This window comes from Bacillus sp. 179-C3.3 HS, from assembly GCF_047229225.1.
In the GTDB taxonomy this organism is placed as follows: domain Bacteria; phylum Bacillota; class Bacilli; order Bacillales; family Bacillaceae; genus Bacillus.
Genome location: NZ_JBFEFT010000001.1, coordinates 26,219 through 46,418, shown reverse-complemented (window position 1 = coordinate 46,418; position 20,200 = coordinate 26,219). Strand labels below are relative to the sequence as shown.

Genomic DNA, 20,200 nt, shown 5'->3' with positions numbered 1-20,200 from the left:
TTTTCCCTATTTTGGTTTTCTCTCCTGTGATCAGTTTACCATTTTTCCATTAATTGTTTTGTATTTTTTAGGAAGATTTTACGACAAAAAAACCAGCCGCCTGATTGACGACTGGTTTTGGTCATTTTATGAAAGGGCTTTGACAAATAGACGTGCTGTTTCAGCACTCGATCCTGGGTTTTGTCCTGTAATGATTTGTCCATCCGCAATGGCAAACGGCTCAAATAATTGACCTTTTTCAAACACTGCTCCTTGCTCACGAAGCTTCGTTTCCAATAAGAATGGAACCTTTGATGTCAGTTGAACAGCATCCTCTTCCTCGTTTGTGAAACCTGTGATTCTCTTACCTTCGATAAATGATTTCCCATCTTGATCCTTTACATCAACAAACGCAGAAACGCCATGACAAACGGCACCGACTGCCCCGTTATTTTCTGTAATGGCTAAGATCGCCTCCGCTACTAAAGGGTTAGAAGCAAAATCGATCATCGGACCATGTCCACCCGCAAAGAAGATCCCATCATAATCAGCTAGGTTTACATCAGTTAGTGCCTTTGTGTCTTGAAGTAAATCATGCACATCTTGATATTGAGCTGGAACACCTTCAGGAATAGAGTTTTTGTCAATCGGTACAGTTCCACCTTGAATCGAAACGATTTGTACGTCTAGTTCATTATCTTTGAAAATATGAAATGGCTCCGCCAATTCTTCCAACCATAAGCCTGTCGGATGTCCATTCATTTCATTTGTACTTGTTGATACTAATAATACTTTCTTACTCAACTTCATCATCCTTTCACATCATATGTCGCTATCTTATATTTTGCACAATTAAATTTCAAGCAATTAAACTTATGAGAACTCTCTATGTTATGTTATACCCGGTTTTCTAAAAAGTATGGCATTCTCTCAAAAACATCATCATTGTGGCGCATTTTATTGCTCGGGAAATTCATGTAAAATTGCCTTTATGCAGTGATATAATAAAAAATAGATAGATTGAGAGACCTCTTGTGTGAGAGGGGATGCTGAAGGAGTGAAACAAGATATGAAAACCTATTCGATTGTGATGATCATCATCACGCTCTGCATCATATTAGCTGTGTTTTTAATGAATTTATCAGGTGTCATGTATGGAAAAGTCATTTTGGCTGTTGCCGTTGCTCTTTGTCTGACATCTATTATTCGTTTGATGAGACTTCGAAAATAGTAAAAGCCGCCCTCTCTGGGGCGGCTTTTTTTAAAATCAAATAACCAGCATAAGCGCAACTAATGCGAGCAAGGCTGGTAATCCTTGTTTGATGATAATGGATTTATTGGATGTCACACCGCCAAATATCGCCGCAATGATGACACAAATTATGAAGAATAGTTGAATCATATATCCAACCGTATTTTGTCCAAGGATAAGCCCCCATATGAGTCCTGCAGCTAGAAATCCATTATACAGGCCTTGATTGGCAAACATCACTTTCACATTTGGGTCTCCTTGTAAATGCTCTGGTAAACGGAAAGACCTCTTTGCCATTTTTGATTCCATAAAAAACATTTCTAGTAACATGATAATGATGTGTTCTAAAGCGACAATACCTACTAAAATCATTGCCAAAATATTCAATTTAGTTAATTCCTTTCGTGTAGACGATTACGAATGTCTATTTTGTCCATGTACAAATCAAAGTCTTGTATTAATTCTAAAGCCTCATAAAAACGACTTTGTGGAATATCTTTCATTTTCCTTACACCAAATTCTCTTTTAATAAAAGCCATCATGGAATTGATATGTAACTTACCGTATCCATCATACTCCAAATGACTGCAAAAAGTCTGCATCGTTCCTCGAATCACCTTTAATTGCTTGGCAGTGAGAACACTCATTGGTAACGCTCATCCTTTCTGTTTTTTCACAATGAATAAGAAACATACTGGAAATAAAAACCTTACATTCCCTATTATATATTGATCTTATTAAGATATCAAAACAAAAAAGAACATACATTCGCCAAAATGAACCAATGAGCTTAAAAACACTTACTTACCACTTTAAAAAAGCCGAATTCAATAATAGAATTCGGCATTCTCATCACTCACTTTTGGAAATTAACACCTTTCCAACAGAGCGATCCTTACTTTCTCCAATGACTTTAAACGATAGACCGTATGTTGGCACGGCACGTCCTGCATCTGGATTGATAGGATTGACGTAATTCTTTTTATCACTAAATGTACGAGACGAGCGAATGTATCGATCTTCTAAAGTTAAGCCTGTTGTCGCTGTATAATCAATATTCAGCTTCGTACTTGGGTGAAGAGAAAAGGCTGCATCATGTACTTGGAAACCTGTGGCTGCAATGGAGCCGTCACTCCATTTCAGTACTTGCTGATCTGCGTCGACTACTCCAAGGAAGCCGTTCCCTGGATGTTCTCCTACCCAGTTATCACTATAAGATTGGTCCACATACCATACGACTAATCCTTTATTATAACTCATCAGACTAGCTCCTCGCTTGATATGCTTTAATCCTTTATCGACGTCAGCATAGTTGCGCCATTCTAGTAAATAGTATTGTGATGCATATTGTTTTCCATTAGATTGAGAGAAACCATTAAAAGTAAACGTAGACGTTCCTTCTGCATCATCTGACCACACGTTGGTTCCATCTGCTGTGATATGTAGGTCATCTACGAATAAACCTGGCAACGAATAGCCCGCATCCGTTGTGTAGCGGAATTGTAGATCAATCTTTTTCCCTGCATAATCAGATAGATCAAAGACTGCGTCTACCCACCCGTCTGATTTGCCATCGATGCCATTTCCTTCATTAGCACCTGCTTCATTTTTATCATTTGTAATATTCCCAGCAAGGGTTTTCCATTGATCAGTACCAGTTTCACGTACTTCTACATATGCATAATCATATTCTTCTTCAATGTCGTACCATGCTTTAAATGTTAGCTCTGCACTGCTTCCTTTCGATAGGTCAATGCCTGTTGTCGTCATCGTTGCATTTAAATTGTCACCCGTTCCGCTGAAGTAGGCGTAATCACCTTGGACAGGGTTTGTCACATCAATCTCTTTATCTGGTAAATCGACTCGAACAACATCATGGTTGGTTCCTTTTGTTGCTGCTTCATCAATCAATACCGTCTTACTCTTCTTTAAAGTTGTACTGTCAATCGTACGACCAGAAAGCCAGTTGCCACCATGTAGATTTTGGAGCATTTCTTTTGCATATGGGCTAAAACCTGTTGGCTCCGTACCTGGCACTTTACCAGCCCAACTCCCACTTGACATAATCGACCAATAAGACACAGGTTCGCCTCTGCCAGTGTATTGTGTATCATACTCGTCTGGGAGACCAAGATCATGCCCGAATTCATGTGTGAAGACGCCTGCGGCTCCGTCTTCAGGCTCAATGGTATAATCTAAGGCGCCTAATTTCCCGCCTTGACCAATTTCAGAAGCTGTATTCGGTATTTCAAAGACATCGCCAAGTGACCAGCGATGCGACCAAATCGCGTCAGAGCCAAGCTGTCCACCACCTGCTTCCTCACCTACGCCAGCGTGAACGACCATAAGATGATCGATGATGCCATCTGGCTCGTTATACACACCATCTCCATCCACATCATAACGGTCCCATTGATCATATTCACCGAGGTCAATATTCGGATCTTTTGCCGCTAATTCAAGTGCTTCCTTCACCAATTCACGCGGCCTACCATCACTGCCGTCTTCGTCCGGCTCGTTACCACCATAATAAGCTGCTTCATGCTTCGCTGTATACCAGCCAGCCACATTCCCACTTATCGTATAACTACCACCAGATTGCTTTTCATAATATTGCTTCATGGACACTTTACGCTTACCATCTGGTCCAATATAGCCATTATCTCCAAAAAGCATCTCTTGATAGTGCTTTTGATCAAACTTGTCATAGAACATATCTGTCTCTTCTTTTTTAATACTATTATGCTTATAATCTTTAAAATCTACTAATAAGACCAAGACTTTATCATTGCGAACTTCACCTTTATACGTTTCCTTCTTTACCGGCTTTATTTCATTGCCTTCTGTTCCTTTATGCTTCTTTAATTTTTTCTGATTGGTTAGTTTGTTATGCACTTCTTGTTTGTACTCTTTGAGGAATTCAGGCTCTTCTGTTATCGTGCTTGCACTTTGTTTCATAGCAGCTTCTTCTTTTTTCTTTAAATAGTTCTTTAATGCTTTTTGGGTTTCTGTCTCATTGGCATTCTTTTTGATGATCCCCCGTTTTTTCAAGGCTTTGATCAGACGGTCTTCGTTTACAACACTTGCATCAAATGGGATGCCTGAATAATGACCGCCATCTGAGGTGGTTGACTTCTCTGAGGTGTGTGCAGATAGAGGGGTACTAAAAGCTGTCAATGTGCTTAAACCGAGGACAGCCGTTAGTGCAATGCTTGTCCATTTCCCTTTATTCATCATGTGTTCCTCCCTGTTTTTGTCATAAATAATATTTAATTCTAGCATATTCCAATATCATTCAGTCTAAAAATATTTTATTTTTAGAAACTTTGTAGGAAAGGCACAATACAAGAATAAAAGGGATACACGATATATTGAAAACAAAAGAATCCTAGGTCATCACGACCTAGGGTCTTTGTTGTTTTTCTATGAAAGTTGTTCTCCGTTATATGCAACAACATCAAGTGGAGCAGCTAATAATTCTTTCGCTTTTGCCACAAAGGCTTGGAAATGTGGACTTGCATTATGACTCTGTACTGCGGCGTCATCTTTCCATACTTCAACCATTAAATAAGCATTTTCCTTTTCTGTATCCTTCAATAGGTTATAGGATACATTGCCTTCCTCAGCTTGTGACGCCTTGATTAAGCTGTTGATCTCCTCTAAGAAAATGTGTTCCTTATCTGGTTGAATGGTCATTCCTGCATGAATAATGATCATGTGATCGTCCTCCTTTTTTAAAAAAAGTTTATTTCCACTCAGTTATGCGGTCAATCGGTAAACGATATGATGCATAGCCTTCGTCCGCTGCTTTCCCAATTGATAGTAGCATCACTGGTACATAGCGTTCTTTATCCCAGCCAAATGCTTCAGCTATCTGGTCTTTTTCATAGCCTCCAATTGGGTTTGTATCGTAGCCATGTGCACGTGCAACAAGCATCAGTTGCATTGACACGATCCCGCCGTCAATTAAGATTGTTTCACGATTGACTTGCTCTGGTAGAGCATCAAAATGTGCCGTTAATGCAGCCAATTGTCTTTCTTTCACTTCTTGTGGCATGTAGCCATGTTCTACTGCTTTGGAATAAATTTCGTCTAAGTATTCGTTGTTTTTCATATCTGCAAAAATCGCAATGACAGCTGCTGATGTAGTCACTTGTGTTTGATTGAATTTGGCTAATGGTGCAAGCTTTTCTTTCCCTTCTGGGCTATCAATGACCATGAAGCGCCACGGCTGTGCATTCACTGATGATGGTGCAGTTGTTGCCTCTTCTAAAATCTCAGTCATTTCTTCTTTGCTAATTTTCACAGTTGGATCATATTGACGAATAGAGCGGCGTCCTTTCATAATGTCCATAAAATCGTTTGTTTTTAGTGTTGTTGCCATGTATGACACTCCTTTAGGTTGTTTGAATCTTTTCGATGTTTTTTTGTATACGGATGAGCACATCAGTGAGGAGTTTTCTTTCTTCCACACTTACGTTTTCAAGCATTTCTGAGATAAATCGTTCTTTTTCCTTTTTAGAAGATTCGATTCTCGTTCTACCTTCGTCTGTCAGACGAACAAGCGTGACTCGATTGTCTTCTGGCTTTCTTCTGCGTGAAATCATTCCTTTTGTTTCTAGCTGTTTTAAGTGACGCGTCACAGCCGCACTATCAATATTGACTTTTTTCTGTAAATCGGATTGGCTAATTTCATCCGCGTGGAATAACAGCGATAGTAACTCAAGTCTTGATTGGCTGACGCCCGTGCATGCTTCGAACTTCACGCCCATCATACGATTCACACACTGCAAACGATATAATATCTCTGCTTCTTCAGAGCAAAATGCAGTCAATGCCATCCCCTCATTTCTCTTTAAATCAATTAATTGATATATCAATCATTGATACGTCAATTAATATACACCCATCTTTTGATGATTGCAAGAAGTTTGTTTTATGAAGTGAATCGTTCCATCTCAATAGAAAAAGACGAGCTTTATACTCGTCTCGATCATGCCCCTGTGACTGGACCAATGTAATAACTGAAAACGCCTATGATGATTAATACGATTAAAATCCAAAAAAACATTTTAAGCATAGATGTTCCCTCCCATTTACATTAAATTACCACAAGGATCCTAGAATTTACATAAAAAAAGACAAAAGTGACGAATCACTTTTGTCTTTTTGGTTTTATTCTGTAATCACTGTGTGGATGAGTGTTGGTGCATCGGCTTTATCGGCGATACGGATGTTGTCATAAATTTTCTCCATGACATTTGCGACATCCTCACGATTTGCATGTAGCGTTACGAGAGAATCACCCTTTTCAACACGGTCGCCTACTTTTTTGTTCAGCATGATGCCGACAGATAGGTCGATAACATCCTCTTTTGTTGCACGTCCTGCTCCAAGAAGCATCGCTGCGACACCGATTTCGTCTGCGACAATTTCAGCGACCACACCAGATTCTTTTGCAGGTACTTCGATTTGGTATGGAGCTTGTGGCAATTTTTCAGGATTGTCCACAATTGAGCTATCTCCACCTTGATTTTCAAGGAATGCTTTGAATTTCTCAAGTGCTTTACCGTTCTTCATCACTTCTATCAGCTTTTCTCTCGCTTCTTCAAGTGTGTTTGCCTTTTTCCCTAGAACGACCATTTGACTTCCTAATGTGAGCACAAGTTCATTTAAATCTTCAGGTCCTTCGCCTCGAAGTGTTTCAATCGCCTCTTTGACTTCCAAGGAATTTCCGATGGCCAAACCAAGTGGCTGAGACATGTCAGAGATAACAGCCATTGTTTGTCTGCCTACATTGTTTCCAATGCGAACCATTGCTTTTGCAAGCTTCGCTGAATCCTCAGGTGTTTTCATGAAGGCACCTGCACCTGTTTTCACGTCAAGTACGATGGCATCTGCCCCTGCAGCGATCTTCTTACTCATAATCGAGCTAGCGATAAGCGGAATCGAGTTCACAGTTCCTGTTACATCACGAAGTGCATATAACTTTTTATCAGCAGGTGTGAGGTTACCTGATTGTCCAATAACCGCTACCTTATGACGATTAACGAGCTCGATAAACTCATCTTTTGTAATTTCTACGTGGAAGCCTTTCACTGCCTCAAGCTTGTCTACTGTTCCACCTGTATGACCAAGACCACGGCCAGACATTTTTGCAACAGGTACATCTAGTGCTGCGACAAGAGGAGCAAGGACAAGTGTTGTTGTATCGCCTACACCACCTGTTGAATGCTTATCTACTTTAATGCCTTCAATGGCAGAAAGATCAATTGTATCCCCAGAGTTCGCCATAGCGAGGGTTAAATCTGCACGTTCTTGATCCGTCATATCTTGGAAGAAAATTGCCATAGCCAAAGCACTTGCTTGGTAGTCAGGAATTGTTCCGTTCGTATATTCTTTGACAAAGAAAGAGATTTCTTCCGAAGTTAGTTCTTTTCCGTCACGTTTTTTTGCAATGATATCTACCATTCTCATTGTTTTCACCATTCCTTTTTTAAAATTAGTAAATCAAACCAACTATGCCTGCTGTTAAGAAGCTGACGAGTGTTGCGCCAAATAATAGCTTTAATCCAAAGCGTGCGACAGCGTTTCCTTGTTTCTCGTTTAAGCCTTTCACTGCACCAGCAATGATACCGATAGAAGAGAAGTTCGCAAACGATACGAGGAATACAGAGATAATGGCTTCTGTACGACCAGAGAACTGGAATGCATCACCAGAAAGGATTTGCATCGCCACAAATTCGTTCGATACCATTTTTGTTGCCATGATGCTTCCTGCTTGTACTGCTTCGCTCCAAGGAATACCAATAAGGAAAGCAAATGGAGCAAAGACATATCCAAGTACATCTTGGAATGAAATACCGATAGCAGCAACAAAGATTCCATTAATCATCGCAATTAATGCAACGAATCCAAGCAACATCGCTGCCACGACAACTGCTACTTTGAAACCATCCATAATATATTCGCCAAGCATTTCGAAGAACGATTGTCTTTCTTCTTCAACAACTTCTAGCATATCTTCATCTTTAGACACTTCATACGGGTTGATGATAGATGCAATAATAAATCCACCGAATAGGTTCAGTACAAGTGCCGTTACAACGTACTCTGGTTTAATCATTTGCATATAAGCACCAACAATGGACATTGACACAGTTGACATAGCTGATGCACACAACGTATAAAGACGTTGGTTTGGTAATAATCCAAGTTGCTTCTTAATTGAAATGAATACTTCTGATTGTCCTAAAATCGCAGATGCGACCGCGTTATATGATTCAAGTTTCCCCATACCATTTACTTTACTTAGTAAATAGCCAATTCCACGGACGATAAACGGAAGGATCCGCCAGTGTTGTAATATACCGATTAAAGCTGAGATAAAAACAATCGGTAACAATACGTTCATAAAGAAGGTTGACGCATTCTCATTCATTAAGCCGCCAAAGACGAAGTTAATCCCTTCACCGGCATAGCCGAGAAGCATTTGGAATCCTTTCGCAAAGCCTCCAACAAGGAAGTTACCAACACCTGTATTGAGCAGGATATAACCTAAAATAAATTGCAGAACGACCATGACAATGACCGGACGGAACTTCACGCGTTTTTTCCCGTTACTAGCTAACCAGGCAATGGCGAGAACCACCAGCAGACCGATGATACCAATCACATAATTCATGTTTTTCCTCCTTAAATGTATTCGTTTACATTAACACGTTTGTATCAGACAAACCCTATTTCGCAAACAAATCGCGGAAGATATTCCCAATTTGGGGGTCCTTCCGCAAATGACTTTTTGATCATGTTGAGTCACGATTGTTATCCTACCATAGGATCGTACGAATTAATAGTCTTTCGATGGAGCTGATTGATCTCCATTAATAATCGAAACGCCTGCACTAGCCCCGATGCGGGTTGCGCCATTAGCAGTCATTGTCTCGACGTCTTCTTTTGTTCTCACTCCGCCCGATGCTTTCACGCCAATGTCAGGTCCCACTGTTTTACGCATAAGTGCGATATCTTCAGCAGTTGCACCGCCTGTACTGAATCCAGTCGATGTTTTAACAAAATCAGCACCTGCTTTAACTGAAAGCTCACATGCGCGTACTTTCTCTTCATCAGTTAGTAGACATGTTTCAATGATCACCTTTACAAGGGCTTTCCCTTTTGCAGCTTCTACAACGGCACGAATATCTTGTTCAACCGTATCATGATCGCCATCTTTTAATGCCGCAATGTTGATGACCATATCCACTTCTGTTGCTCCGTTTTCAATGGCATCCTTTGTTTCGAATGCTTTGACAGCTGTTGTATTAGCCCCTAGTGGGAAACCAATCACTGTACACACATCAACACCAGTACCTGCTAGCTCTTTCGCTGCAAGAGATACCCATGTTGGATTTACACAAACAGAGGCAAACTGATGTGTTTTTGCTTCTTCAAGTAACTGCTGGATGGCAGCTCTCGATGTATCTGGTTTTAGTGCTGTATGATCAATGAGCTTTGCTATCGTCATGCTTCACACTTCCTTTTAGTTAAGATACTTACATCTTAAATGACTATTGAACAATTGTAAACACAGTTATGAAATTTTGTTCAGCTAATTTTTGACAGCTAAAAGAGCCTTTGCTGTATGCTGATCGATAATCAAGACGTTCGCATATTTTCCTCTAAGTGCTCCATGAATGGAGGCAGTCTTTCGATGTCCACCCGCCACAAGAATGGAGCGTTCTTTTGTTCTCAAGTCATCAAGCTCTACACCGATTGTCCGGTTGTTAATGGCTTCACTACAAATATTTCCCTCTTGGTCATAGAAACGTGAACAGATATCTCCGACGCTAGATGCTTTAAGCAATGCCTTTTCCTCTTCTCGAAAATAACCAAGCCGGAACAATAATGCCTCATCTCTCACTGTCCCAACTGTAAAGACAGCAATATTCGCCCGCTTTCCCATTTCAACGATGCGCTGAATATGTCGATCCTTTTCTACCATCTCTTTAACGGTTGCACTATCAAACACGACAGGTAGGGGCAAATAGCGCGGTGCGGTTTGGAAAGCTTCGGCAAAAAGCTGGATGGTTTCTGCAGAATATGTATTCACATGTGAGTGGCTAATTCCCCCTTTGAGCTGGACCACTTCCACCGCTTTTACTTGCTTAGGTTGCATCTTTTGTGCGATTTCATACATCGTAGTCCCCCAACTGACTCCTACGATATCTCCGTCTTTTACTGTTTCTTGCAAATAGTCCGCACCAAATTGGCTAATATACTCGGTAATGGTGGAGTAGTCGTCTCTTGGCGAGAAGACGACATGGGCCTCTAACAGGCCATACTTTTCCTTGAGCAATGATGACAGCTCATTCAAATCTTCAAATGGATCCATCACGGTAATTTGAACGTACCCTTTTTCTTTTGCATATTGAAGCAGCCGTGACACAGTCGGTCGCGATATGTGAAGCTGTTTGGCAATATCCTGCTGGCTGTAATCTGATAAGTAATAAAGCCTTGCAGCTTCAATACTTAATTGTTGTTTCTCCCGATCCATTCGAATGCCTCCCTTTTTTCTTCTATCATAACAAATTGTTCATCTATTGATGCACAAATGTTCAACTAAAGAAAAGAGTGTAGGCAGCGCGGAACGTATCGTTCTTTGTTAAAGCTTGAATGCCGAATTTCTCTTTCAACTGTCCATTTGTTCCTTCTACATCTGCAATGCCATACCACGGCTCAATACAAACAAAAGGAGCCATCGTCTTATTTTCTGAATGATAAGGCGACCAAATACCAACAAACGGAAAGCCTCTGAGATCGATCTCAACCCCATGTCCTGACGGGGAAGACAATGACACTCGGTTTATATCGCTAAAAATCATTGCGTCCTTTTGAAAAAGCGCAGCTCTTAGCTGAATAGGCTCAATCTGTACCACTTTTCCCTTCTCTCGCACAAGCGATTCGTGCAGTTCATATTGGACAGTTCCACGATCATTTGACGGTTCAAGCATGATTGTGTAGTCCTCTGTCTGCTCTCCATCAACAAGCGGAACATTGAATGCTGGATGTCCTCCAATGGAGAAATACATCGTGCCTTCACCGTTATGTTGAATTTCCCAGGAAATGATCAGTCCATTTTGTGAGAGCTCATAACGTATACGAGCTGTAAACTCATAAGGATACTGTGCTAGGTGTCGGCTATTTGATTGATATTGAAAAGTGATTGTACTCTCCGTTCCTTCATATACTTCAAAATCCACATCACGTAAAAACCCGTGCTGCGAGAGCTCATAGGTTCTATCTCCAAGCTTGTACTCGTCAATCTTCAACCGCCCTACGATAGGAAATAAGACTGGCGACACTCTGCCCCAATATGATGGGTTACCAGACCACATGTATTGAAGGCCATTCTCCTTGTGATGCACCTCTCTTACCTCCGCCCCTCTCTCATTGATTCGAACCAATAGCTGATCATTTTCAATTGTTCTCATCTCACACATCTCCTTTCCTTCTACTTTTATTATGGCAGGCGACGTTACATTTGAGTAGAAAAGTGCCGTTTAAATTTAAAAAAGCCTCTCTCCTTATTCAAACTTTTGTAAAATGAAAAACAAAATGTGATGTGCCAGCGTCTATTTATATATAAAATAGATAATAGCTGCCTTTTATTCACATAGGTACGTTTGATTGTAATGGGGGATTTATTTTCATGAACAGTAAGGAACAACGATTACGTTATATATTAGGATTAGATGGGCTAAGAGCCGTTGCCGTCTTGGCGGTCATTGCCTATCACTTACATATTGGACCTGCAGGCGGCGGGTTTCTTGGGGTTGATTTGTTTTTTGTCATTTCTGGTTACTTGATTACCACCATCTTGTTACATAAACACGAGGTCGGCTTTCAAGAACTGTTGCCTTTTTGGATGGGCCGCATTAGAAGGCTTCTTCCCGCTGCTTATGTGATGATCTTTATCACCGTGAGCTGGTGTGCCATTGCTGGATCGAATGCACTATTATCCATTCGTGGAGATGCCTTATCTTCATTTTTTTATGTCAGTAACTGGTGGTACATTTTCCATCAGCTCTCTTACTTTGACAGCTTCAATGCCATCTCTCCGCTGAAAAATTTGTGGTCTTTGGCCATTGAAGAGCAATTTTATATCATTTGGCCAGTGTTATTGATTGCTGGATTGAATTGGATAAAAAATAGAGCTCATCTTCCCTTGATCACCCTTTGTCTTGCACTGTGCTCCGCCTTGTGGATGGCGATTCTCTATTCACCAGATAACGATCCAAGCAGGATCTATTATGGATCAGATACACGAGCGTTTGCGCTCTTGATTGGATGTAGCCTTGCATTTGTCTGGCCAATGCAAAGACTCTCCAGTAAAAAATTACTTCCTATCGGCAGACGAATATTACAAACTGCCGGATTTGGCTCTTTTGCGATTTTCTTATTGTGTGTGTATGCAGTAGATGAATTTGACCGTTTTCTATATCAAGGTGGAATGCTGTTATTTTGTTTGAATGCGGCTATTTTGATTGCGTGTGTATGCCATCCTGCAAGTCTATTAGGGAAATGGTTATCCTGGCAACCGCTCGTCTGGCTTGGCAAGCGATCATATGGGATCTATTTATGGCATTATCCAATTATTGTGTTGACGACTCCCGTCATTGAAATCGGTGAGCCATCCATGTGGCGTGTTACCTTGCAGCTCATAGCTATTTTACTCATAGCAGAAGCGTCCTACCGTTGGATTGAACAACCCATTCGCCAGCTCGGATTCAAACAATATTTTGCCTCTTGGTCTATTTGGAAAAAAGGAATCAAACAATGGTCTGTTTTTCAAAAGGCGGCACTTGGTGTAGCGGCGATTCTCTTGGTTTTGTTTACGATCGGCATGTCAAGCTCGTTCAACACACCGCCACATGCCAAAGAAGTGACTCAAATGAAGACAGGGCAACAAGAAACGAAGGCCCCTTCAGAAACAAAAACACCAAAGAAAGAAAAGCAGGGGAAAAAAGCAGCCGATGATAAGCAATTTCATCAAGTTCTTGCGATTGGTGATTCCGTCATGCTCGATCTTGTCCCGAATCTTGAAAAGACATTTAAACAAATCACCATTGATGCAAAGGTTGGCAGACAAATGAGGGATGCCGTGCACCTCGCCCCTCAATACGCTTCATTTAACAAAAAAGAGACGGCTGTCATTATTGAACTTGGCACAAATGGTTATTTTACGGAGAAATCATTCACATCGTTCGTGCAACACTTTTCAAAAGCTCATATTTTCCTTGTGAATACGAGAGTCCCTAGAGCATGGGAGGATGATGTCAACGAAGTGATGGAGCGAGTCGCTAGTCAAAATGATCACATCACATTGATCGATTGGCATTCCGCCGCGAAAGGAATGCCCACCTATTTCCAATCAGATGGTGTCCACCTTACACCTAAGGGAGCTGACACGTTAGCACAACTGATCACAGCGACTATGAAGAAAACGGGCAAAGTCCGTTAACATCAAGAAGATATAAAAATAGCGGCTACCTCATCGGTAGACCGCTCTTCTTATTTCCCTAAGACAAGTTCATGTAGTATATGAGCTACTCCAGCCTCATTATTAGATTTTGTCACAACATCAGCGATGGCTTTGACATCATCTATGGCATTGTCCATTGCCACACCACAGCCTGCATACTCAATCATCGACAGATCGTTCCCATTGTCCCCAATGGCCATGACTTCTTCACGTGAAATTCCGAGTTTACTCGCTAGAAGTTTTACGGCATTTCCTTTACTTACGTCAGGATGAAGGATTTCAAGGAAGTAGTCTGTGCTTTTGACCATCATATACCGATCCTTTACGTCAGATGGAATCGCTTGTATGGTCTTTTCCAAACGTTCTGGATGATCCACATACATCATTTTCGGTAGTTTCATCGATGGATCTGCCTCTTCTACAGGTAAATACTGTAGCGGTAATTTTGTTAAATAAGATTCAAGCACTGTATACTCACTAATATCACGGTTTGGTGAATACAATCGAGCTGAATCGAAATAGTGCATCGGTGTATCCAGCTGACGACTTAATTCATATAGAGAAGTTAAATCATCATGGGATAAAGTCAGTTCTGACACAACTTCATTTGTATGGCTATTCTGAACGAGTGCCCCATTATAGGCAATCACGAAATCTCCCTCTTGATCGAGCTGAAGCTCCTTTAAATAGCGATGAACCCCGCCAATTGGTCTACCTGTGCATAAAACAATCTTGATCCCTTCTGCCTTCGCCTGTTGAATAGCTTCAAACGCTGCATCCGGTACCATATGCTGATCATTTAATAACGTACCATCCATATCAATTGCGACTAATTTATACATTGGTTACTCCCCTTCATCAGCAAAACGTGCTGTCACTATTTTTGTGTAATCTTCTACACTTAATCACGATACAATTTACCTATAATAGCCTATCTCTTTTTTCTCTCACTGTCTACTTGTTCACCTCTGTCATACCAAAACAACCTCAATTACCTCCATGAATCAAAAGGAACAAATGATTACTTTGAAACTAGCATATCTAATTGTATGATGGATAGCAAAGAGAGGAGGGATAGATATTGGTAACATTTACTAGGGGAAAATTATCCAAAATGTCTGGTGTACATATTGAAACCATTCGCTTTTACGAAAATGAAGGTGTATTGCCTGAACCAAAGAGAGCGCAGAATGGCTATCGTCTATATGATAAAAAATATCTACTCATGCTATCGTTTATCACCGAAGCCAGAAAGCTAGATTTTTCACTAAAAGAAATTAGTGAAATAATTCGTTCATTATTCGAAAAGCAATCTATCACTGAAGCAGAACAGTTACTCGAAAAAAAAGTAGCAGATATTCAAAAAACAATCCAAGAATTAAACAAACGAAAAGCTGCCATTCAATTGTTAACAAAACAAACTTTAGTCGACATTCGCTAATGAGAAAGACCGCCAACGCTGTGCCGATTGATGCAGTTAGTTCCTTTTCCACCCAGAGATCACATGCCCTTTCTATGACAACATCATGTATACTAGAGACAGCTTGACCTAACATCACATGAGCGAAAGGGGTTTACGTCGAATGAGGATTGCAACCATTGGAACAGGTGTGATTGTGGAACAGTTCCTACAAGCGATAGATCAGCTGGATGGGGCTTCTTGTCATGCCGTCTATTCAAGAAAAGAAGCTACAGCAAAGACACTCGCAGATCAATTTGGAGTGGAGCATACATATACAGATTTATCTGAAATGTTAAAAAATCCTAACATCGATGCGGTATATATTGCATCCCCCAATTCTCTACATAGCGAGCATGCCACGGCAGCATTGAAAAACGGGAAACATGTCATTTGCGAAAAGCCTTTCACCTCTAATGTCAAAGAATTGGAAGCCTTGATTGCTCTCGCAAAAGAACAGAAACTGCTATTATTTGAAGCCATTACGACGGTTCATATGCCTAACTATCATTTAATCAAAAAGCACCTTCATCAATTAGGTAGAATCAAACTAGTGCAATGCAACTATAGTCAGTATTCTAGTAAATATAATCGACTATTAGCTGGCGAAACGCCAAATGTCTTTAACCCTGCTTTTTCTGGAGGCGCTCTGATGGACATTAATATCTATAATGTCCACTTCATTATGAATCTATTTGGCACGCCAGAGCAGGTGCACTACCTGGCTAACCGTCATCCAAACGGCATTGACACATCAGGTGTTCTCACTTTCCATTATCATGATTTCATTGCGACAAGCGTTGGCAGTAAAGATACAAGTAGTATGAACTTCGCATTGATTCAAGGAGAAAAAGGATTCATTCATGTGAAAAATGGCGCCAATGGCTGCGAGGAAGTATTGCTACATATCGGGGACCAAGTGACCTCACTCAATGCACAAACAAACGCAAATCGATTATTTTATGAAGTAGAAGCTTTCCAACACATCATCGAAACAAAAGATCATGACACATGTTATGCATGGCTCGACGAAAGCCGCTCCGTCATGAACGTGCTAGAAGCAGCAAGAAAAGATGCAGGAATTGTCTTTCCAGCAGATCATGCCTAACGAAAAAACCGTCTTCTCATTGGAAGACGGTTTTTAAATTCATTCCTCTTTAAAGCTGAAACAAACTGTTAATAATAGAAATGAAAGGCTTATCATGGGGCATTATATAGATTCAACCGTACTTTTGTCTGAAAAATCTCTATTTTTTATATTGACACGTGCGGCCTGAAAAAAGACAATGGAACATAAGCATTTTGAAAAAAGGAGAACGTCATGAGCGCGAATCAAGAACAACATGAATTAAAAAAGCTATTAACGCCACGTCATATTCGTATGATTGCGATGGGCGGAGTCATTGGAACAGGAATTTTTAAAGGAAGTGCGGATACAATTGGTTTGGCTGGTCCTGGAGTCATCTTTTCCTATATATTTGCCGGCTTGTTATTACTCATTGTCATGGCCGCATTAGCGGAAATGGCCATTGTTTATCCAGGGAACAATCTCCGCGACCTGATACAGATTGCGCTTGGTCAACGTTTTTCATTTGTTGTCGGTTGGGTTTATTGTTTTATGTGGCTCACTGTATGTGTCATTGAAATCATTGCTGCAGGCAGTTTGCTTCAATATTGGATGCCGAATGTGCCGTTATGGTCACTCTGCTTACTTTGCTCGCTGTTGGTCATCGGCATTAACTTAAACAATGTAAAGTATTTTGGAGAAATTGAATATTGGTTTGCTGGAATGAAGATTTTTGTCATTATTGTCTTTATTATTCTCGGTGCTGCCTTATTATTGGGAATCATTCCAAGTGAACAAAGTGCGCCAGCGCTTACCAATTATCAAAACTTCATCCCGAACGGATGGGGGGCGATTTTCGCATCACTCCTTGTTGTCATCTTTTCTTATGGTGGTTCTGAATTAATTGGACTGACCATTACTGAAACAAAAGATGCTGAGAAGGTGTTACCTGGTGTGGTCAAAAGTATGATGTGGCGGATTATCTTATTTTACACGCTGCCAATTTTGATCATCTGCGGACTCATCCCTTGGAATCAAATCGACCCGAATAACAGTCCGTTTGTCCAAGTCTTTTCAGCCGCTGGTATGCAAGGTGCTTCTCACTTTATTAATTTCGTATTAATTACAGCTGTCCTTTCTGCGGCTAATTCAGGCATATACGGAACAACAAGAATGATTCACTCTTTAGCAAAATCAGACGGTGGTCCGAAAAAGCTAGCACAGGTTAACAAAAGAGGTGTGCCGGTTTTAAGTTTGTGGGTTACAGTCGCATTCCTTCTAGTTGGCACGTTTTTTGCTTATTTATATCCAGAGCAAATCTTCAGTTACATGCTTGCCATTCCTGGCTTTGCCGTGTCTCTGATTTGGATCAGCATTTGCATAGCACATGTCAAACTGCGTCCAACATATCCGCAAGAGCCGTACTTTAAGGTTTGGCTGTTTCCTTATTTGACTGTCTTTGCAGCGCTTGTCCTAAGTGTCAGCTTTGTCATTTTCCTGTTCAGAGCAGAAAACTTCCCAAGCTCCATCATTAGTATTGGTTTCTTAGTCGCTTCAATCATTGCATCGTTTTTAATGAAAAAGAAAGCATAAACATGAAAACCCGCCGGATTGGCGGGTTTTTAGTTTGTCGTTACTTCAAAATCGACGGATGCTTTTGGAATACCATTGATGATGATGGTGAGCGTATGCGTGCCCTCATAGTGCTTTCTCGTCGTCATATCTTGAAAGGACTGCGATCTAACAAACTCTCTATGTAGTGGCGAGTCACTTTCAAATTCGGTGATTTTAAACACCTTTTGATTCCGTGTTCCTCGAGATTTGACATAATCAATCGCATACTCCACACGTAGCTTCAAGGATGGATCCGCATGTAGAGTGAAAAGAAAGGTCATTTTCTCTCCGATGAAAACAGGATCGTCCACCAGCTTCAAATCCGTTACTCGAATGGACGGATCATCTCTATACCCAAACAAGCCCATGACCGCTGGATCTCCCTTTTTTAATAACGTCCGGGACGCATGCTTCACAATCCAATTCGTCTGTTCATTGGTGCCATACCATCTTGTCACCGTTTCTTTCATGACATCAGGCTGGATCACAGATATGTCATTTAAGTGATTGGCGACACTTTTTTGGACATATCGAGACGAATCTGACTTCAATTTTTCCAAAATAGGCAGCGTCACCGTTGGATCTTTTTTCAGCGCTGGAACGGACAATCCCCAAGGCAAACGTGGTCTGCAACCTTCACTGGCTAGTCTGCGGATATGCACATTTGGATCCTGTGACCACACAAGCATTTGCGCGAGCATCTTCTCTTGATCTTGGATCAAAAAAGGACGGACAGCAAATTCAGAAGTAGAAAAGGACGTAAAAAATGCTAACGCTTTGATCGAAACATCCCAATGCTCCAAACCATACACCTCGACAAAGTCCGGAAACACAAGCGCACTAAGCCCTGTAAAATGTGGAGCAACCCTGCACAACACATCAATCGATTCCTCATAATCCTCTGGCAAACAGGCATGTATTGACTCAGTGACTCTCCTCATCCGCCCTTTTAACTCAAGCTGCGACCAGTCCTCTTGGAACACAAGTCGTTCAAATTGATCTACCTCAAAACTAGGCGATTCTTTTGAAAGTTCGGTCGCTAACTCTTGAATGAATCCTTTATGATACACATTTTTTAATGGCTCCACTATCTCACCTCCATATATTCCTTAATAGATGAAAAAGAGATTTTTATGTTCAGTCTTTTAGAGTGATTTCAAGTGTATCTCCATCAAGTTCCAATTTCACATGTTGGTTATCGCCTAGAAACTCCTCGCAAGTGATCAATAACTTATGATGAGACCAATCATGAAACTGAATTTCATCTACTTCTATAGGACTTTTCAATAACATTTTATCATTTAATGTTGCGCCAATTTTTTCAATATGATAGTAGTCCGCGATAACGAAATCACCTGATGGCGTGACGGTTAAACATTGATAGTGCGTATTGGATTCATATTCAATTAAATCTCCGCTATCAACATCCACCTGATACAAATAATCAGACGTGAGGACAAGAATTTTATTGTACTTTCTTGATAGAGACACAGCCCTTGGTGAACCCCTAAATTCACCACACCATTCATGAAAATCATCTTCTTCAAATTTTACCCATGTCCAACCTGAAGAGTTCCACGAACTTCGTATATCATAAATTCTTTCTTTATATTTTCCCGAATACGGTTGGTTGATTATTTCTGCTTTGGTTATCAATTTTTCCTCCAAAATGCTCGTACTCATTCTACATGTTGTACACGTTAAACTTTAGTCTAGTGAATAGTGAGGTCTAATTGTCAGAAATGATCTCAATTAAAACCCGTATTATTTTTCTCCTATATCTTTGAGATATTGTTCTCGTTCTATTTTAGAGAGACTATTCAAAAAGTCTTCTTTGACTTGCGGGTCAAAATCATCCCAGTTCTCGAAACGGTCTGATAAATCAGGGGAATGACTCATTGAACCTATTTCCTTAGTTCTATATTCTAATGATGCTGAGAAATCATACTTTTCTGGCTCACCATTAATATATCCTCTCACTTCAATATAGCCAACTGGACTAATGATTACATCCTTTTCAAACGTTATGGTTTTGATAAATTCGTGAATATCTCTTTTATGTAAATGCTCCTCAATCCTAGGCTTCATCTGCTCAGCGAACTCCTCCGCTTTTTCTCGCTCACTTTTCTTTTTCATCACATAATTTGAGCTGACTCTATTTTGGTGAACAACTATAGCGGTCACTGATATAAGCATGATCACTATTAAAACTGATACAAGCTTTATTGTGTTTTTCACTAAAGCATCACTCTTCCATTCCTTTAAAGTAGACAAAAATAAAACAGGTAGATG

Annotated in this window: 21 protein-coding genes; 5 read left to right on the top strand and 16 right to left on the bottom strand. The window is 40.5% G+C overall.

What is annotated here, in order from left to right; translation table 11 throughout:
• Nucleotides 1-126: 126 nt before the first annotated feature.
• Entirely contained in the window at nt 127-783 is a 657-nt protein-coding gene (locus tag AB1K80_RS00225; RefSeq protein WP_412854610.1) for a type 1 glutamine amidotransferase domain-containing protein, read from the bottom strand.
• 232 nt (nt 784-1,015) lie between these two features.
• Here AB1K80_RS00225 and AB1K80_RS00220 point away from each other — a divergent pair, with 232 nt between their 5' ends.
• On the top strand, nt 1,016-1,210 hold the full coding sequence (locus tag AB1K80_RS00220) for a DUF3099 domain-containing protein (RefSeq protein WP_412854609.1): 195 nt from the start codon (nt 1,016-1,018) through the stop codon (nt 1,208-1,210).
• Between the two features lie 36 nt (nt 1,211-1,246).
• Here AB1K80_RS00220 and AB1K80_RS00215 read toward each other — a convergent pair whose 3' ends face one another.
• The 11 genes from AB1K80_RS00215 to AB1K80_RS00165 form a co-directional block, all read right to left on the bottom strand.
• Nucleotides 1,247-1,618 (bottom strand): DUF1304 domain-containing protein, encoded by a 372-nt coding sequence (locus AB1K80_RS00215; RefSeq protein ID WP_412854608.1) that lies wholly within the window; start codon nt 1,616-1,618, stop codon nt 1,247-1,249.
• A 5-nt stretch (nt 1,619-1,623) separates the two neighbouring features.
• On the bottom strand, nt 1,624-1,878 hold the full coding sequence (locus AB1K80_RS00210; RefSeq protein WP_412854607.1) for a hypothetical protein: 255 nt from the start codon (nt 1,876-1,878) through the stop codon (nt 1,624-1,626).
• A gap of 205 nt (nt 1,879-2,083) precedes the next feature.
• Complete coding sequence (locus AB1K80_RS00205; protein ID WP_412854606.1) at nt 2,084-4,465, bottom strand: immune inhibitor A domain-containing protein; 2,382 nt, start codon at nt 4,463-4,465, stop codon at nt 2,084-2,086.
• Nucleotides 4,466-4,654: 189 nt separating this feature from the next.
• Nucleotides 4,655-4,948 (bottom strand): putative quinol monooxygenase, encoded by a 294-nt coding sequence (locus AB1K80_RS00200; RefSeq protein ID WP_412854605.1) that lies wholly within the window; start codon nt 4,946-4,948, stop codon nt 4,655-4,657.
• Nucleotides 4,949-4,976: 28 nt separating this feature from the next.
• Nucleotides 4,977-5,615: a nitroreductase family protein gene (locus AB1K80_RS00195; protein ID WP_412854604.1), complete on the bottom strand. Its 639-nt coding sequence runs from the start codon at nt 5,613-5,615 to the stop codon at nt 4,977-4,979.
• A gap of 13 nt (nt 5,616-5,628) precedes the next feature.
• Nucleotides 5,629-6,072 carry a MarR family winged helix-turn-helix transcriptional regulator gene (locus AB1K80_RS00190; protein WP_412854603.1) on the bottom strand — a complete coding sequence of 148 codons (444 nt, stop codon included), beginning with the start codon at nt 6,070-6,072 and terminating at the stop codon, nt 5,629-5,631.
• Nucleotides 6,073-6,406: 334 nt separating this feature from the next.
• Nucleotides 6,407-7,708 carry a pyrimidine-nucleoside phosphorylase gene (locus tag AB1K80_RS00185; protein ID WP_412854602.1) on the bottom strand — a complete coding sequence of 434 codons (1,302 nt, stop codon included), beginning with the start codon at nt 7,706-7,708 and terminating at the stop codon, nt 6,407-6,409.
• A gap of 25 nt (nt 7,709-7,733) precedes the next feature.
• Nucleotides 7,734-8,915 carry a NupC/NupG family nucleoside CNT transporter gene (locus tag AB1K80_RS00180; RefSeq protein WP_412854601.1) on the bottom strand — a complete coding sequence of 394 codons (1,182 nt, stop codon included), beginning with the start codon at nt 8,913-8,915 and terminating at the stop codon, nt 7,734-7,736.
• A gap of 165 nt (nt 8,916-9,080) precedes the next feature.
• Entirely contained in the window at nt 9,081-9,752 is a 672-nt protein-coding gene (gene deoC, locus AB1K80_RS00175; protein WP_412854600.1) for a deoxyribose-phosphate aldolase, read from the bottom strand.
• Nucleotides 9,753-9,836: 84 nt separating this feature from the next.
• On the bottom strand, nt 9,837-10,781 hold the full coding sequence (locus AB1K80_RS00170; protein WP_412854599.1) for a sugar-binding transcriptional regulator: 945 nt from the start codon (nt 10,779-10,781) through the stop codon (nt 9,837-9,839).
• Nucleotides 10,782-10,842: 61 nt separating this feature from the next.
• The gene (locus AB1K80_RS00165; RefSeq protein WP_412854598.1) at nt 10,843-11,718 is read right to left on the bottom strand and encodes an aldose 1-epimerase family protein; all 876 of its coding nucleotides are present in this window, start codon (nt 11,716-11,718) and stop codon (nt 10,843-10,845) included.
• Between the two features lie 218 nt (nt 11,719-11,936).
• Between AB1K80_RS00165 and AB1K80_RS00160 the strand changes: the two genes are divergently transcribed.
• Nucleotides 11,937-13,748: an acyltransferase family protein gene (locus tag AB1K80_RS00160; RefSeq protein WP_412854597.1), complete on the top strand. Its 1,812-nt coding sequence runs from the start codon at nt 11,937-11,939 to the stop codon at nt 13,746-13,748.
• Between the two features lie 50 nt (nt 13,749-13,798).
• On the opposite strand, the gene yidA is transcribed toward AB1K80_RS00160, so the two are convergent.
• Nucleotides 13,799-14,611 carry a sugar-phosphatase gene (gene yidA, locus AB1K80_RS00155; protein WP_412854596.1) on the bottom strand — a complete coding sequence of 271 codons (813 nt, stop codon included), beginning with the start codon at nt 14,609-14,611 and terminating at the stop codon, nt 13,799-13,801.
• A gap of 239 nt (nt 14,612-14,850) precedes the next feature.
• Here yidA and AB1K80_RS00150 point away from each other — a divergent pair, with 239 nt between their 5' ends.
• From AB1K80_RS00150 to AB1K80_RS00140, 3 genes are all read left to right on the top strand, one after another.
• The gene (locus tag AB1K80_RS00150) at nt 14,851-15,210 is read left to right on the top strand and encodes a MerR family transcriptional regulator (RefSeq protein ID WP_412854595.1); all 360 of its coding nucleotides are present in this window, start codon (nt 14,851-14,853) and stop codon (nt 15,208-15,210) included.
• Nucleotides 15,211-15,352: 142 nt separating this feature from the next.
• Nucleotides 15,353-16,336 (top strand): Gfo/Idh/MocA family protein, encoded by a 984-nt coding sequence (locus AB1K80_RS00145; protein WP_412854594.1) that lies wholly within the window; start codon nt 15,353-15,355, stop codon nt 16,334-16,336.
• Nucleotides 16,337-16,549: 213 nt separating this feature from the next.
• Nucleotides 16,550-17,887, top strand: a complete 1,338-nt coding sequence (locus AB1K80_RS00140; protein WP_412854593.1) for an amino acid permease — start codon at nt 16,550-16,552, stop codon at nt 17,885-17,887.
• 29 nt (nt 17,888-17,916) lie between these two features.
• Here AB1K80_RS00140 and AB1K80_RS00135 read toward each other — a convergent pair whose 3' ends face one another.
• The 3 genes from AB1K80_RS00135 to AB1K80_RS00125 form a co-directional block, all read right to left on the bottom strand.
• Nucleotides 17,917-18,996, bottom strand: a complete 1,080-nt coding sequence (locus AB1K80_RS00135) for a DNA alkylation repair protein (RefSeq protein ID WP_412854592.1) — start codon at nt 18,994-18,996, stop codon at nt 17,917-17,919.
• Nucleotides 18,997-19,045: 49 nt separating this feature from the next.
• Complete coding sequence (locus AB1K80_RS00130) at nt 19,046-19,564, bottom strand: hypothetical protein (RefSeq protein ID WP_412854591.1); 519 nt, start codon at nt 19,562-19,564, stop codon at nt 19,046-19,048.
• A gap of 108 nt (nt 19,565-19,672) precedes the next feature.
• Nucleotides 19,673-20,146, bottom strand: coding sequence for a DUF1433 domain-containing protein (locus AB1K80_RS00125; RefSeq protein ID WP_412854874.1), 474 nt, complete (start codon nt 20,144-20,146; stop codon nt 19,673-19,675).
• Between the last annotated feature and the right edge of the window lie 54 nt (nt 20,147-20,200).